13 protein-coding genes are annotated in these 14,291 nt (G+C 65.3%); 12 read left to right on the forward strand and 1 reads right to left on the reverse strand.

Going from position 1 to position 14,291, the window contains the following annotated elements; genetic code table 11:
* Positions 1-17 precede the first annotated feature (17 nt).
* The 12 genes from GGR36_RS11200 (at position 18) to GGR36_RS11255 (ending at position 13,045) form a co-directional block, all read left to right on the forward strand.
* On the forward strand, positions 18-1,181 hold the full coding sequence (locus GGR36_RS11200) for an FAD-dependent monooxygenase (protein WP_183634669.1): 1,164 nt from the start codon (positions 18-20) through the stop codon (positions 1,179-1,181).
* Positions 1,182-1,303: 122 nt separating this feature from the next.
* Positions 1,304-3,049, forward strand: a complete 1,746-nt coding sequence (locus GGR36_RS11205) for a DUF1800 domain-containing protein (RefSeq protein WP_207064238.1) — start codon at positions 1,304-1,306, stop codon at positions 3,047-3,049.
* Positions 3,050-3,060: 11 nt separating this feature from the next.
* Entirely contained in the window at positions 3,061-4,446 is a 1,386-nt protein-coding gene (locus tag GGR36_RS11210) for a DUF1501 domain-containing protein (protein WP_183634670.1), read from the forward strand.
* Positions 4,447-4,563: 117 nt separating this feature from the next.
* Positions 4,564-5,607, forward strand: a complete 1,044-nt coding sequence (gene dusB / locus GGR36_RS11215) for a tRNA dihydrouridine synthase DusB (RefSeq protein ID WP_183634671.1) — start codon at positions 4,564-4,566, stop codon at positions 5,605-5,607.
* Entirely contained in the window at positions 5,604-5,840 is a 237-nt protein-coding gene (locus GGR36_RS11220) for a Fis family transcriptional regulator (protein WP_183634672.1), read from the forward strand. The genes dusB and GGR36_RS11220 overlap by 4 nt, the downstream gene beginning before the upstream one ends.
* A 14-nt stretch (positions 5,841-5,854) precedes the next feature.
* Positions 5,855-7,456, forward strand: coding sequence for a bifunctional phosphoribosylaminoimidazolecarboxamide formyltransferase/IMP cyclohydrolase (gene purH / locus GGR36_RS11225; protein ID WP_183634673.1), 1,602 nt, complete (start codon positions 5,855-5,857; stop codon positions 7,454-7,456).
* Between the two features lie 11 nt (positions 7,457-7,467).
* Entirely contained in the window at positions 7,468-8,076 is a 609-nt protein-coding gene (locus GGR36_RS11230; RefSeq protein ID WP_183634674.1) for a phospholipid:lipid A palmitoyltransferase, read from the forward strand.
* The gene (purD, locus tag GGR36_RS11235; RefSeq protein WP_183634675.1) at positions 8,073-9,347 is read left to right on the forward strand and encodes a phosphoribosylamine--glycine ligase; all 1,275 of its coding nucleotides are present in this window, start codon (positions 8,073-8,075) and stop codon (positions 9,345-9,347) included. Before GGR36_RS11230 ends, purD begins: the two co-directional genes overlap by 4 nt.
* 48 nt (positions 9,348-9,395) lie before the next feature.
* A complete protein-coding gene (locus GGR36_RS11240; protein ID WP_183634676.1) occupies positions 9,396-10,166 on the forward strand; it encodes a hypothetical protein in 771 nt (256 codons plus the stop codon).
* A gap of 96 nt (positions 10,167-10,262) precedes the next feature.
* A complete protein-coding gene (locus GGR36_RS11245; protein ID WP_242533054.1) occupies positions 10,263-10,706 on the forward strand; it encodes a GNAT family N-acetyltransferase in 444 nt (147 codons plus the stop codon).
* A 25-nt stretch (positions 10,707-10,731) separates the two neighbouring features.
* On the forward strand, positions 10,732-11,652 hold the full coding sequence (gene hemF / locus GGR36_RS11250) for an oxygen-dependent coproporphyrinogen oxidase (RefSeq protein ID WP_183634677.1): 921 nt from the start codon (positions 10,732-10,734) through the stop codon (positions 11,650-11,652).
* A 220-nt stretch (positions 11,653-11,872) separates the two neighbouring features.
* Positions 11,873-13,045 (forward strand): acetylornithine transaminase, encoded by a 1,173-nt coding sequence (locus GGR36_RS11255; protein WP_183634678.1) that lies wholly within the window; start codon positions 11,873-11,875, stop codon positions 13,043-13,045.
* Positions 13,046-13,104: 59 nt separating this feature from the next.
* Here the strand turns inward: GGR36_RS11255 and GGR36_RS11260 are convergent, their stop codons facing one another.
* Positions 13,105-14,283, reverse strand: coding sequence for a heme biosynthesis HemY N-terminal domain-containing protein (locus GGR36_RS11260; protein WP_242533053.1), 1,179 nt, complete (start codon positions 14,281-14,283; stop codon positions 13,105-13,107).
* Positions 14,284-14,291: the final 8 nt, after the last annotated feature.

Below are 14,291 nucleotides of genomic sequence, written 5' to 3' on the forward strand. Positions count from 1 at the left end.
GTCACCCTGAACGCACCATGACGCCCCACGATCAGTCGAACACACGCAACACCGAGGTGCTGATCGTTGGCGCAGGCCCGGTCGGCCTTGCGCTGGCGCTCGCGCTGCACCGCCGGGGACGCAGCGTGCGGCTGGCCGACGCCCGCCCGGCTGGCGCCGGCGCACGCGACGCACGGGTTCTAGCGCTCTCGCACGGCACCCGGCAAACGCTTGAACGCCTGAACGCCTGGCCCGCGATCGGCCCGACGCCGATCGAGACGATCCATGTTTCGCAACGCGGCGCGCTGGGTCGCACCCGGATGCAGGCGAGCGAATACGGCGTGCCGGCGCTGGGCTACGTCACGCCCGCGTCGCTTTTGTACGCGCAACTCAAGGCGGCGGTAGACGCGCGCGGCATCGAGGTGCGGCACGACGCAAACGTCACCGCCCTTGAAGCCACCGGCGATTGCATCGAGGCGCAGCTCTCCGATGGCAGCAGCCTCGCCGCACAGTTGGTCGCCTGCTGCGAAGGCGTAATCCAGGGCAGCGCCGAAAGCGACATCCGCAGCCGCGACTATGGGCAGCACGCGATCATTCTGCGCGCTCGGCTGGCGGCGCCACATGGCGGTGTGGCCTACGAACGCTTCACGCCGGAGGGCCCGCTGGCCCTGCTGCCACTCGGTGAAGACTATTCGGTGGTGTGGACGATGCCCGCCGCGGCTGCCGACGCGCGGATGGATTTGCCGGAACCGGCATTTCGCGGCGCACTGCAGGCTGCCTTCGGCGACCGCGTACGCTTTGTCGAAACCCTGGAACGCGTCCGCTTTCCGCTCGGCCTGCGGGTCCGCAACAACCCGGTCGGGCCGCGCACGGTCTGGCTCGGCAATGCCGCCCAGACACTGCACCCGGTCGCCGGCCAAGGGTTCAACCTGGCGCTGCGCGATGTTTGGGCGCTCACCGAAACGCTCACCGACGTAGCCGATCCGGGCGACGGCGCGGCGCTGGCGCGCTACACGCGGGCCCGATTGCTCGACCGGCGCAGCACGATCGGCTTCACCGATTCATTGGTACGCCTCTTCTCGAACGACGACCCGCTGCTTTCTCACGCCCGCGGTGCCGGCCTGCTGGCGCTGGATCTGCTGCCGCCGTTGCGGCATTTCGTGGCGAAGCGGATGCTCTTCGGCGCCCGCGCCTGGCCCTGAACACGCCCAGATCGGCGTCATCCTGCCGCTGACACAAAAATTCGAAATTCACCACGCGACATTCCGTCGGAATATTCCTCTAGAATAATTTCGGGATTTGTTGATTTTTGGGGTGGACTTTCATGCGGATTCGTAATGTTGGCGCAACGCTCATGCTGTGCTTGCTGGTCGCCTGCGGTGGTGGTGGTGGTGGTGGCGGCGGGGGTGCCGGCGGGACCACCGGCGGCGGCGGGACCGGCAGCGGCGGTGGCGGCACAACGACACCGGCCGTCCCGCCAACGCCGCCCGAGGCGGCGCGTTTCCTCGAACAAGCCAGCTTCGGGCCGACCCAGGCGAGCATCGATGCGCTCGCAGCAAGCAACTATTCGGCCTGGCTCGACGCCCAGTTCGCGAAACCCCAGACCCTGCACCAGACCACCGTCGAGCAACTTCAGACGACGCTGGCGGCCGGAAAGTCCCTCGATCAGACGCATTTCTTCGAGAGCTTCTGGAAACAGGCGGTCACTGGTGACGATGAATTGCGCCAGCGGGTCGCCTTCGCGCTGTCGGAAATCTTTGTCGTTTCGTTCGACGGCAACCTGTCGCAGAACATCCGCGGCATGGCCTCGTACTACGACATGCTCGGCCGCGATGCCTTCGGCTCCTATCGCCAGTTGATCGAAGACGTGGCGATGCACCCGATGATGGGCATCTACCTGACCCATCTGCACAACCAGAAGGAAGATCAGAGCAAAGGGCGCTCCGCCGACGAGAACTTTGCACGGGAAGTGATGCAGCTGTTCTCGATCGGCCTGTACGAACTCAATGCCGACGGCACGCAGAAACTCGACGCCAACGGCAAGCCGATCGAGACCTACACCAATGACGACGTGACCGGGCTGGCCAAAGTCTTCACCGGCTGGAGCTGGGCCGGCGCCGATACCGGCGACGCCCGCTTCTGGGGCTACGGGGCGGACAAGGACCCGGATCGCGAAGTCAAGCCGATGCAGGGCTACACGCAGTTCCACTCGATCTCGGAAAAGAAGTTCCTCGGCGTGACCATCGCGCCGCAAACCAAGGCCGACCCGGCGGCCAGCCTGAAAGTCGCGCTCGACAAGCTCGCGAGCCATCCGAACGTGGGCCCCTTCATCGGCAAGCAGCTGATCCAGCGTCTGGTCACCAGCAACCCGAGCCCGGCTTACGTCTCACGGGTAGCAGCAGCCTTCGCCGACAATGGCAAAGGCGTACGCGGCGACATGAAGGCGGTGATCCGTGCCGTGCTGCTTGATACCGAAGCGCGAAGCGCAACGACGGCGGCCGCGAGCGACTCCGGCAAGCTGCGCGAGCCGATCGTCCGCTTTGCGCATCTGCTGCGCGCCACCAAGGCGACATCCGCCTCCGGTCGCTACCTCGTCGGCTACACCGATTCATCGAGCTTCGGCCTGAGCCAGAGCCCATTGCGCTCCCCCTCGGTCTTCAACTTCTTCCGCCCCGGCTACGTGCCGCCCGGCACCAGCCTGTCGGACGCCGGCAAGGCGGCGCCGGAGTTCCAGATCACCAACGAAACCTCGGTCGCCGGCTACCTCAACTTCCTGCAGAGCACGATCTCCGCCGGGGTTGGCACCAGCACCAACGGCATACGCGATGTTCAGCCCAGCTTCGCTGCCGAAGTCGCGTTGGCTGAAAAGCCGGATGATCTGATGGCACGTCTCGATCTGATCTACACCCACGGTGCGATGAGCGCGACGACCAAACAGACGATTCGCGACGCAGTCAATGCCATCGCAATTCCCGCCGATGCAGCCAAGGCGGACGCCGCGCGGCTCAACCGCGCAAAGCTGGCGGTTTTCCTGACCCTGGCGTCGAACGACTACCTCGTGCAGAAGTAAGGGAGACAAACATGAGCCACAACAACGCCTCCCGCCGCGACTTTCTCAAGCGTGCCGCTGCCCTCTCTGCCCTGGGTGGGGCTGCGCCTTTCGCACTGAACCTGGCGGGCGTCGGCGCCGCCGCGGCCGCCACCGACCCCGGCTACAAGGCGCTTGTCTGCCTGTTCTTCTTCGGCGGCAACGACCAGACGAATACGGTGATCCCTTACGACAGCGCGTCCTACAACGACTATTACACCGCGCGCGACACCATCGCCCGCCTGCAGACCGCCCTGCTGCCGCTGAATCCGCTGACCAGCCTTGGCGGCCGCCAACTGGCACTGCCGACGGAAATGAGTGCGCTCAAGGCGCTGTTCGACGGCGGCAAAGCTGCCATTCTCGCCAACGTCGGCCCGCTGGTCGCACCGATCAAGGACGCCACCGAATACAAGAGCGGCAAGGTGCCGGTGCCGGCCAAACTCTTTTCGCACAACGACCAGACCTCGACCTGGCAGGCCTTCACGCCGGAAGGTTCCAAGCTGGGCTGGGGCGGCCGCTTCGGCGACCTGCTCGGATCGATGAACACCAACTCGGTGTTCACAGCCATCTCGGCCGCCGGCAACACTGTCTTCCTGACTGGCCAGAACACTTTCCAGTACCAGATCAGTTCGGGCGGCGCGGTCGGCATCAACAACATCGCGGCAAGCAGCCTGTTCGGATCGACTGCGGGCGCGGCGGCACTCAAGGCGGTCACCACCGGCAATTCGGCTCAGTTGTTCGAGAAGGAGCACGGGCGCGTGGTGCAGCGTTCGATCGACGCCCAGGCGGCGGTATCGGCTGCGCTCACCACGCTGCCGACGACGGATACGCGTGTCGCCCTGCCCACCGCGCAAGCCAACAACAACCTCGCCAAACAGCTGCAGATCGTGGCGCGCCTCGCCGGCGTGTCGGCCGCGCTCGGCGTCAAGCGCCAGGTCTTCTTCGTCAGCATTGGCGGCTTCGACACGCACGACAATCAGCTCACGACGCAGCCGGGTCTGCATGCTTCGATTTCCGGCGCCGTCGATTACTTCTACAACGCCACCGTGCAGCTGGGCATCGCCAACAACGTAACGCTGTTCACCGCATCGGACTTCGGCCGCACGCTGACCAGCAACGGCGATGGCTCGGACCACGGCTGGGGCTCGCACCACTTCATCGTGGGCGGCGCGGTCAAGGGCAACGATATCTATGGCACCTTCCCGACCATCAAACTCGGCACGCCGGAAGACGTCGGTTCTGGCCGCCTGCTGCCGACGACCTCGGTCGACCAATACGCGGCGACCTTGGGGCGCTGGTTTGGCGTCTCTGACAGCGACCTGAGCACGATCCTGCCGAACATCGGGCGTTTCTCCACCCGCTACCTCAACTTCATCTGAGTCTCGCCCCGCAGACCCGCGCCAGCCGAGGGTCTGCGGCTTTCCCTTCGTGGACCTCGTCGACTCGGGTAGAATCACGCGCTTTTTCCGCGCTTTCAGACCCCCATTTCCTGAGCGATGCAGTTCGCCGGCTTCCAGCTTCGCAACAATCTGTTTGTCGCACCCATGGCCGGTGTGACCGACCGCCCTTTCCGCCAGCTTTGCAAACGGATGGGCGCGGGTCTGGCCGTCTCGGAAATGGTGACTTCGAATGCGCTGCTGTACGCCACGAACAAGACGCGCCGCCGCACCGACCACGCAGGCGAGGTCGAGCCGATCTCGGTGCAGATCGCCGGTGCCGATCCGGCGATGATGGCGCAAGCCGCCCGCTTCAATGCCGACAATGGCGCGCAGATCATCGACATCAACATGGGTTGCCCGGCAAAGAAGGTGTGCAACCTCGCCGCCGGCTCGGCCTTGATGCGCGACGAAGCGCTGGTGGGCCGCATCCTCGAAGCGGTGGTCAAGGCAGTCCCCGATGTCCCGGTAACGCTCAAATTCCGCACCGGCTGGGATCGCGCCAACCGTAACGCGCCGCGCATTGCGCAGATCGCCGAAGCGTCAGGCATTCGCGCGATCGCGATCCACGGCCGCACCCGCGCCGACCTGTACATGGGCGAAGCCGAATACGACACCATCGCAGCGGTCAAGCAGCAGGTCAGGATTCCGGTGATCGCGAACGGCGACATCGATTCGCCGCGAAAGGCGCGCCATGTGCTCGCCCACACCGGCGCCGACGGGTTGATGATCGGACGCGCCGCCCAGGGCCGCCCGTGGATCTTCCGCGAAATCGAACACTTCCTCGCGACCGGCAGCGAACTGCCCTCGCCCGAAGTCAGCGAAATCCACCGGGTGTGCCGCGCGCACCTCGCCGACCTGTACGACTTCTACGGCGAAGAGGCCGGCGTGCGCATCGCACGCAAGCACATCGGCTGGTACACCAAGGGCATCGCCGGTGCCCACGCATTCAGGCAGCTGATGAACCAGCAGCCGGACGTCGCGAGCCAGCTCGCGGTCGTCGACGCATTCTTCGGCAAGCTTGGCGAGCACGGCGACCGGCTGTGCGACGTTGAAGTTGCCGACCACGCAGATTCACAAACTTTGCAGGAGCTCGCGGCATGAGCCGCTCTGAAGACATCGCCGAATGCGTCCGCCGCGCGCTGGAACGCTACTTCAAGGACCTCGACGGCGAAATGCCGACCGGGGTGTACGACATGGTGTTGCGCAACGTCGAGCGTCCGATGCTCGAAATCGTGCTGAAACACGCGGGCGGTAACCAGACGGTGGCCGCCGAGATGCTGGGCATCAACCGCAACACTTTGCGACGCAAACTGACCGACCACGACCTTCTCTGAGTCCCATACCCGCCATGAACGTCACCCAAGCCCTTCTCAGCGTTTCCGACAAGCGCGGCATCGTCGAATTTGCCCGCGAACTTCACGCCCTCGGCGTGAGCCTGCTGTCCACCGGCGGCACCTCCAAGGCGCTGCGCGATGCAGGCCTGCCGGTCACCGACGTGGGTGACTACACCGGATTCCCGGAAATGCTCGACGGCCGCGTCAAGACGCTGCATCCGAAAGTGCATGGCGGCATCCTCGCGCGCCGCGATCTGCCCGAGCACCTCGATACGCTCGCCGCGCACCAGATCCCGCGCATCGACCTGGTGGTCGTGAACCTGTATCCGTTCCAGGCGACGGTGGCCAAGGAAGGCTGCACGCTGGAAGACGCGATCGAGAACATCGACATCGGTGGCCCGACCATGGTCCGCGCAGCGGCGAAGAACCACGGCACCGAAGCCGGCGGCGTCGGCATCGTGACCGACCCGGATGACTACGCCGCAATCGTCGCCGAGCTGAAATCCAACGCCGGCGCGCTGTCGTACAAGACCCGCTTCGAACTGGCCCGCAAGGCCTACACCCACACCGCCCGCTACGACAGCGCGATCGCCAACTGGCTGACCGCGGTCGATGCCGACAAGCTGGTGCCGGCCGAAGCCCCGGTACGCGCCGAATACCCGAGCCGCATCCAGTTCGCCTTCGACAAGGTGCAGGAGATGCGCTACGGCGAGAACCCGCACCAAAGCGCCGCCTTCTACCGCGACCCGAACGGCGCGGTGGGCGGCATCGCTGGTTACACCCAGCTGCAGGGCAAGGAACTCTCGTACAACAACATCGCCGACGCGGACGCTGCGTGGGAATGCGTGAAAGCGTTTGACGCTTCTGCCAACGTTGCTGCCTGCGTCATCATCAAGCACGCCAACCCGTGCGGCGTGGCGCTCGGCGTGAGCGCCGAAGAAGCCTACCGCAAGGCCTTCCAGACCGACCCGACCTCGGCCTTCGGCGGCATCATCGCCTTCAACGTTGAAGTGGATGAAGCCACCGCCAAGGCGGTCGCAGGGCAGTTCATGGAAGTGCTGATCGCGCCGTCCTACACCGCCGGCGCGCTGGCCGTGCTGGCCGCCAAGCAGAACGTGCGCGTGCTGACATGCGCGCTGGGCCCGGTCTCGCAACTCGACTTCAAGCGTGTCGGCGGCGGCCTGCTGGTGCAGACCTACGACGACGCACGCATCACCGCAGCCGATCTGAAGGTGGTGACCAAGCGTGCGCCGACCGACAAGGAGCTCGCCGACCTGCTGTTCGCCTGGCGTGTCGCGAAGTATGTGAAGTCCAACGCCATCGTCTACTGCCGCGACGGCATGACGGTCGGCGTCGGCGCGGGCCAGATGAGCCGCGTCGATTCGGCGCGTATCGCCAAGATCAAGGCTGAGAACGCGGGCCTCGCGATCCCGGGTTGCGCCGTGGCATCGGATGCCTTCTTCCCGTTCCGCGATGGCCTCGATGTGCTGGCGCAAGCCGGTGCGACGGCGGTGATCCAGCCGGGCGGCTCGGTGCGCGACGCGGAAGTGATCGCCGCCGCCGACGAACAGAACATCGCGATGGTGCTGACAGGCATCCGCCACTTCCGCCACTGATCGGGGGGGCCATGCTGCAGAAGATGAAGCAGGCCATCGGCGGCCTGCTGCTGGTCGCCGCTGCGCTGGCAGGTGCCCCGGCAGCCGCTGAGGGCGGCAGCGATGAAGCACCGTTCTACGAACGCTGGTGGCACACCGCGGTTGCCGAGACGACCGACATCACGAGGAACGGTGACTGGAACGTCTACCTGCCAGCCAAGATCTACCACTTGCCGATCGCCTACACGGCCGAACAGCGCGACCGCTACAACGAAACACCGATGCCGGGGTTCGGCATCGGGCGCGGCAAGTACATCGAAGATGGCAACTGGCACGGTCTCTACGCGATGGAGTTCCGCGACTCGAACGACAAGCCCTCGTGGCTGGCAGGTTATGCGCGCAGCTGGTTGTGGGACATGCCTCGCCTCAATGGCGGGTTCTACGGACTCGGCTTCACCGCCTTCATCATGGGGCGGCAGGACTACGGCAACTACGCGCCCTTTCCGGCGATTCTTCCGAGCTTCACCCTTGGCTTCAAACAGGTCGAACTCGAAGCCGTCTTCGTGCCGGGCGGCAAGGGCAACGGCAACGTCTTCTTCATCTGGTTCAAGCTGAACGAAAAGGAAAGGCCGCATTCATGAAAGTGCTCGTCATCGGATCCGGCGGTCGCGAGCATGCGCTCGCCTGGAAACTCGCGCAGTCCCCGCGCCTGCAGAAGGTCTTCGTTGCGCCCGGCAATGCCGGCACCGCACGCGAGCCCGGCCTGGAAAACGTCGCCATCACTGCGATCGACGAACTGATCGCCTTCGTGCGTGCCGAGCAGATCGGCCTCACCGTGGTCGGCCCCGAAGCGCCGCTCGCCGCCGGTGTCGTCGACGCCTTCCGTGCCGCCGGCCTGCCGATCTTCGGCCCGACCAAGGCCGCCGCGCAGCTCGAAGCCTCGAAGGATTTCGCCAAGCAATTCCTGGTCCGCCACAAGATCCCGACCGCGAAGTACCGCACCTTCTCCGACGCCACGCAGGCCCATGCCTACATCGACGCCGAAGGCGCCCCGATCGTGATCAAGGCCGACGGCCTCGCGGCCGGCAAGGGCGTCGTCGTCGCGATGAGCCTCGACGAGGCCCACGCCGCGATCGACATGATGCTGGTCGGCAACAAGATGGGCGACGCCGGTGCGCGCGTCGTAATCGAAGAATTCATGCAGGGCGAGGAAGCCAGCTTCATCGTCATGGCCGACGGCAAGCATGCGCTGGCACTCGCCACCTCGCAGGACCACAAGCGCCTGAAGGACGGCGACGAAGGCCCCAACACCGGTGGCATGGGCGCCTACTCGCCCGCCCCGGTCGTCACGCCCGAGGTGCATGCCCGCGTGATGCGCGAAGTCATCAACCCGACGCTGGCCGGCATGGCCACCGATGGCCTGCCCTACACGGGCTTCCTCTACGCCGGCCTGATGATCGACGGCGAGGGCAAGCCGCGCGTGGTCGAATTCAACTGCCGCATGGGCGACCCGGAGACCCAGCCGATCATGGCGCGCCTGAAAACCGACCTGGTCGATCTGGTGGAAGCGGCGCTCGAAGGCCGGCTGCACGAAGTCGAAACCGAGTGGGATCGCCGCGTCGCGCTGGGCGTCGTGCTCGCGGCCGGCGGCTACCCGGACGACCCGAAGAAGGGTGACGTCATCAACGGGCTGGACCACAAGAGCGACGACGTGCACGTCTTCCACGCTGGCACCACCGACAAGGACGGCCAGGTCGTCACCGCCGGAGGCCGCGTGCTGTGTGTCACCGCGCTCGGCGACTCGGTACGCGAAGCCCAGAACCGCGCCTACGAGGCCATCAACAAACTCCACTTCGACGGCATGCAGTACCGCCGCGACATCGGTCACCGCGCGATCGGCCGCAAGGGGTGATCGTCTCGCGATGATTCAAACCCCGCAGACAGCCCGGAGTCAGCAGCAATGGTTCTTCGGTTCGCACTAATTGCAGCCTACAGTGCCCTTGTGCTGTTATCGAATGCAGCATGGGCCGAGACTCGTACTCAGAAGTACGCGGTGATCTCTCTGGTAGGCGATGCGCTAACGCTGGTCACGCATCAACCGGTTACAGGATCGAGGATTGACCGCAATATCAAGCACGCCATGCCCGACCCTGAAAGAAGCATGGATCGATTTGTGCTCAGGGAAGTCAACCAGATCCTGACTGAATCGAATCGCGGCGTTGAAACGGTTCTGCTCACCATTCCGGGAGCCGACGCAATTGCGCTTGGGGAAAAGGTTTGCGAATTGCCTGCATTGCAGGATGCAATCCGTGCTGAGTCCGTCACAAAGATAGTGTTGGTTACCAAATTCCGGGGACTTGCCCGGATGCGCTTCGGAAACGGATCAGAAGGTGACGGGACCATCGAAGGCATCGGGTTCTACCTTGACAAAACCATGCCTACGCAAAACGAATCAGGCAAGGTCTCGAAAGGATTCTTGGCTCCCTTTGCTTACATCAAGCTCACGCTTCTCGACGGCAATACCTTCGCCGAACTCGCGTCAGCCGCGGTAACCGAGTCGTTATCGATTTCAACACCAGGTTCAGACGAACAGTCGCCATGGGAGGCACTGCAACCCGAAGAGAAAGTGGCGGCTCTGCAGCACGTGGTTCGAAAGAGCTTGCGTGGTGAAATGCCCAAGCTGACCGAGCTGCCATTGAACCTCAACGCTGCGACTACCCCCGGCAAGTAACGATGTCACCCAATCGACCTCGGACTGCGGAGAGCTTTGCGAAAGCCCGGATCGTAGAGACATACATCGCTGCTGAACGGCTCGCAGGGGCTGCGCATGGTTAGGGCCGCGCTAGGCTCTGACGCCGCGACGATCGCCGGTCTTTATCACCAACTCACAGGCAACCCGGATGTCTGTGTCAGCGCGACCCGCATCGCAGATGTAAACGCGAGGGGGGACACTCGACTGTTCGTCGTCGAGCAGGCGGGTCATATCTGTGGCACTTTGCTGGTCAGTCTGTGTCATGACGTAATGTTTGGCTCCCAACCTTTTGGCGTGGTGGAGAATGTGGTCATTGCTGCCCCGTATCAAGGGCAAGGCCTCGGTACACAGCTGATGGCGGCCGCAGAAGCCTTCTGTCATGCGGCTGACTGCTCGAAGTTGATGCTAATGAGTTCGGTTCGTCGCCCCGAAGCGCATGCGTTCTTCAAACGATGTGGATTCGCGGGTGACGCGAAACGCGCCTTCGTCAAATACCGCCCGCAGTTCCAAACCGCCTGAGCGCACCATCGGAGCCGCCGCCGCAATGCAAGCCGACCCAACCCTTACCAAAGCCTATTTCACCAAGCTCCAGACCGGCATCGTCGCGGCACTCGAAACGCTGGACGGTGCCGCTTTCCGCACCGACTCATGGGAACGCCCAGCCGGCGGTGGCGGGCTGACGCGGCTGGTCGAGGAAGGCAATCTCTTCGAACGCGGTGGCTGCAATTTCTCGCATGTGATGGGCGGAGGCATGCCTGCTTCGGCCACCGCGCATCGGCCGGAGCTCGCCGGCGCGCGTTTCGAGGCGATGGGCGTGTCCCTGGTGCTGCATCCACGTAATCCCTACGTACCGACGGTGCACATGAACGTGCGCTGCTTCATTGCCTTCCCGGAAGGGCGCGAGCCGATCTGGTGGTTCGGCGGCGGTATGGACCTGACGCCCTACTACGGCTTCGACGAAGACGCGGTGCATTTTCACCGTGCCTGCCACGACGCACTGGCGCCCTTCGGTGGCGACTTCCACCCGCGCTTCAAGGACTGGTGCGACCGCTACTTCTTCCTCAAGCACCGCAACGAGCCGCGCGGTGTCGGCGGCATCTTCTTCGACGACTTGGGTGCGAATGGCGAGATCGACTTCGACACCGCTTTCGCGCTGACCCGCTCGGTGGGCGACGCTTTCCTGGGTGCCTACACACCGATCGTCGAGCGCCGTCGGAATCTGCCTTTCGGCGAGCGCGAGCGCGACTTCCAGGCTTACCGCCGCGGCCGTTACGTCGAATTCAACCTGGTCTTCGACCGCGGCACCTTGTTCGGCCTGCAGTCGGGCGGCCGCACCGAATCGATCCTGATGTCGATGCCACCGATCGTGAAGTGGCGCTACGACTGGCATCCGGAAGCCGGCTCGCCGGAGGCGCGGCTCTACGATCACTTCCTGACCGGCCGCGACTGGCTCGCCGACGCTTGACACCGCCACGCGCTGCACCGCAACATCCGCCGACCATGCAGATGCCCTGCTCCATCCTCCGACGTCGCACCACCGCTCGTCGCGCCTCGCGCGATGTGCCCGCGTTCGCGCGCCGGAACGGAGCCCGCAGCTAGTCGCCACGACTCGCCACCCGAATTCCCCCCAAGGCCGCGGACAACCTCCGCGGCCTTTTTCATTGCCCTTACCAGGAGACGTCTCGATGAATGCACCCGCCCCTAGTCACGCCCTGATGAACATTGCCGCCCGCCCCGATGCCGTGATGGTGCGCGGCGAAGGTTCCTGGCTGGAAGATGCCGCGGGGCGACGTTATCTCGACTTCGTGCAAGGCTGGGCAGTCAATGGCCTCGGGCACGCCCATCCGGCGATCACCCGCGCGCTGGCCACGCAGGCCGCGACGCTGGTGAACCCCGGTCCGGCCTACTTCAATGCGCCGGCACTCGAGTTCGCCGCGCGCCTCGCGCAACTCTCCGGCCTCGACCGCGTGTTTCCCTGCAATACCGGCGCCGAAGCCAATGAAGGCGCGATCAAGCTGGCGCGCAAGTGGGGGCAGCTGCATCGAAAGGGGGCATTCGAAATCATCACCTTCCACGACGGGTTCCACGGCCGCACGCTGGCCACCATGTCAGCCTCGGGCAAGCCGGGCTGGGACACGCTCTTCGCGCCGCAAGTGGCAGGCTTTCCGAAAGCCACCCTGAACGACCTCGCATCGGTCGAGGCGTTGATCGGCCCGGACACCGTCGCGGTCATGCTCGAACCGATCCAGGGCGAGGCTGGCGTGCGGCCGGCGACGCTCGAATTCCTGCGCGCGCTGCGTGCGCTGTGCGACCGCGAAGGCCTGTTGCTGATCCTCGACGAAGTGCAGACCGGTATCGGCCGCACCGGCACATTGTTCCGCTACGAAGCAGCCGGCATCCGCCCGGACATCCTCACGCTCGCCAAAGGAATCGGAGGCGGCGTTCCCCTCGCCGCCTTGCTGGCGACCGAGGCAGCGAGCTGCTTTGTGCCCGGCGACCAGGGTGGTACTTACTGCGGCAATCCGTTGATGGCCGCGGTCGGCAATGCCGTGCTGGAAATCGTCGCACAGCCGGATTTTCTCGCGAGCGTGCGTCAGCGCGGCGCGAAGTTGGCGGAAGGGCTGCGCGCGCTCGCGGCGCGTCATCGGCTCGGGGAGGTGCGCGGCGCAGGTCTGCTGCTGGCGCTTGAGCTCGGTCCTGATCGCGATGCGCCGACCCTGGTGGCGTGCGCCCGCGAAGCCGGCCTGCTGCTCAATGCACCGCGGCCGCATTGCCTTCGTCTGATGCCGGCACTCACCGTCTGCGATGCGGAGATCGATCAGATGCTGACGATGCTCGACGCCCTGCTCGCAGATTGATCCGGGCAGCCCCCACGCGCGCAATGCGGCGCGTGAGGGGCTTGGGCGCAAGTGGCGCTTCAGCCTGCCGTCAGTTCCGCTGCGCTGCGGAAGTGCTTGAGGGCCGCTTCGTTGCGCCCGAGCTGTTCAGCCAGCCGCGCCAGTTCGAGATGTGCCGCACGCGTCTGGGCGATCGACAGCGAGGCCTCGAAGTAACTCTGCGCCTTACCCCACAGCTGTTGCTGCAGACACAGCCGGCCCAGGCTCAGCAACAGACGCTCGTCGCGCGGTTGTGTGCGCAGCCAGCGCTCGGCGTGGCCGATGCGTTCGATCAGCTCGCCACCCTCGATGCGACCGTAAAGCTCGGCCAGTGCCGAGTCCCATCCCGCATCGAGCGCCTCAGAAATCGCCTCCGCCGCGACAGCCCCCTGGCCCGAAGCGTTGAGCAACAAGGCCGCGTCCCGTACGAGACCGCGATCGCTGCGTTCGGGTCGGGGGATCTGGCGCCAGTAGCGCGCCAGCGCTTCCGGGTTGCCCTCGTATTCGCGCATCGATTCGAGATGGGCGCGGCGGATCAGCGGTGCTGCCTGCTCGGCGGTAAAGGCGCGATGGCTGGCCAGCTGCCGCGCCAGCCGCAGCACCTCGCCCCACATGCCGCGTGCCGCCGCGGTTTGCACCGACAGGCGCAACGCCGCGATGTGGCGATGGCCACCCTCGCGCAGCGCGTCCAAGCGCTCGGCGGCGGCATCGAAACGGCGATCGGCCACCGCAAACTCGGCCTCGGTCATCAAGCGTGCAACCCGCACTTCGCGATCGTGCTCGGCGGCGCGACGCAGCCACTCGTCGCAGCGCGCATGTTCGCGCATGGCATGGCTGGCCCGCGCCGCGATCAAGGCCGCGAGGCCCGGCGATTCATGCGCGCGGTAAGCGGCATCGGCCTGTGCGTGCGCGCGCCCATAGCGACCTTCGACGAGGAAGCGCTGGGCGTCCCGCAGCGCCTGGATCGCGTGGTTCTTGCGCTGCTGCGCGCGATACGCCGCGACCGCGCCGGGCAAAGCAAGGGCGCGAGCCACCAACCTTGTCGCGGCGTAGGCGAGCGAGAACGCCACCACGAACAGGATCGCCAGCAGGTTGAGCGAGATGTGCAGGCGCCAGGGCGGCCACACGAACAAGGCGTAGGCATCGTTGTAGCGCGCAACGATGGCCAGCCCGGCCGCCAGCGCGAACATCGCGATCAGCCACAACAAGGCACGCATCATGGCGATTG

It is taken from the genome of Niveibacterium umoris, assembly GCF_014197015.1.
GTDB lineage: Bacteria > Pseudomonadota > Gammaproteobacteria > Burkholderiales > Rhodocyclaceae > Niveibacterium > Niveibacterium umoris.

Excerpts from the sequence above, each read along its gene's own strand:
- GGR36_RS11200 (WP_183634669.1), top strand. The coding sequence starts at position 18 with ATGACGCCCCACGATCAGTCGAACACACGCAACACCGAGGTGCTGATC.
- GGR36_RS11205 (WP_207064238.1), top strand. The coding sequence starts at position 1,304 with ATGCGGATTCGTAATGTTGGCGCAACGCTCATGCTGTGCTTGCTGGTC.
- GGR36_RS11210 (WP_183634670.1), top strand. The coding sequence starts at position 3,061 with ATGAGCCACAACAACGCCTCCCGCCGCGACTTTCTCAAGCGTGCCGCT.
- dusB (WP_183634671.1), top strand. The coding sequence starts at position 4,564 with ATGCAGTTCGCCGGCTTCCAGCTTCGCAACAATCTGTTTGTCGCACCC.
- GGR36_RS11220 (WP_183634672.1), top strand. The coding sequence starts at position 5,604 with ATGAGCCGCTCTGAAGACATCGCCGAATGCGTCCGCCGCGCGCTGGAA.
- purH (WP_183634673.1), top strand. The coding sequence starts at position 5,855 with ATGAACGTCACCCAAGCCCTTCTCAGCGTTTCCGACAAGCGCGGCATC.
- GGR36_RS11230 (WP_183634674.1), top strand. The coding sequence starts at position 7,468 with ATGCTGCAGAAGATGAAGCAGGCCATCGGCGGCCTGCTGCTGGTCGCC.
- purD (WP_183634675.1), top strand. The coding sequence starts at position 8,073 with ATGAAAGTGCTCGTCATCGGATCCGGCGGTCGCGAGCATGCGCTCGCC.
- GGR36_RS11240 (WP_183634676.1), top strand. The coding sequence starts at position 9,396 with ATGGTTCTTCGGTTCGCACTAATTGCAGCCTACAGTGCCCTTGTGCTG.
- GGR36_RS11245 (WP_242533054.1), top strand. The coding sequence starts at position 10,263 with ATGGTTAGGGCCGCGCTAGGCTCTGACGCCGCGACGATCGCCGGTCTT.
- hemF (WP_183634677.1), top strand. The coding sequence starts at position 10,732 with ATGCAAGCCGACCCAACCCTTACCAAAGCCTATTTCACCAAGCTCCAG.
- GGR36_RS11255 (WP_183634678.1), top strand. The coding sequence starts at position 11,873 with ATGAATGCACCCGCCCCTAGTCACGCCCTGATGAACATTGCCGCCCGC.
- GGR36_RS11260 (WP_242533053.1), bottom strand. The coding sequence starts at position 14,283 with ATGATGCGTGCCTTGTTGTGGCTGATCGCGATGTTCGCGCTGGCGGCC.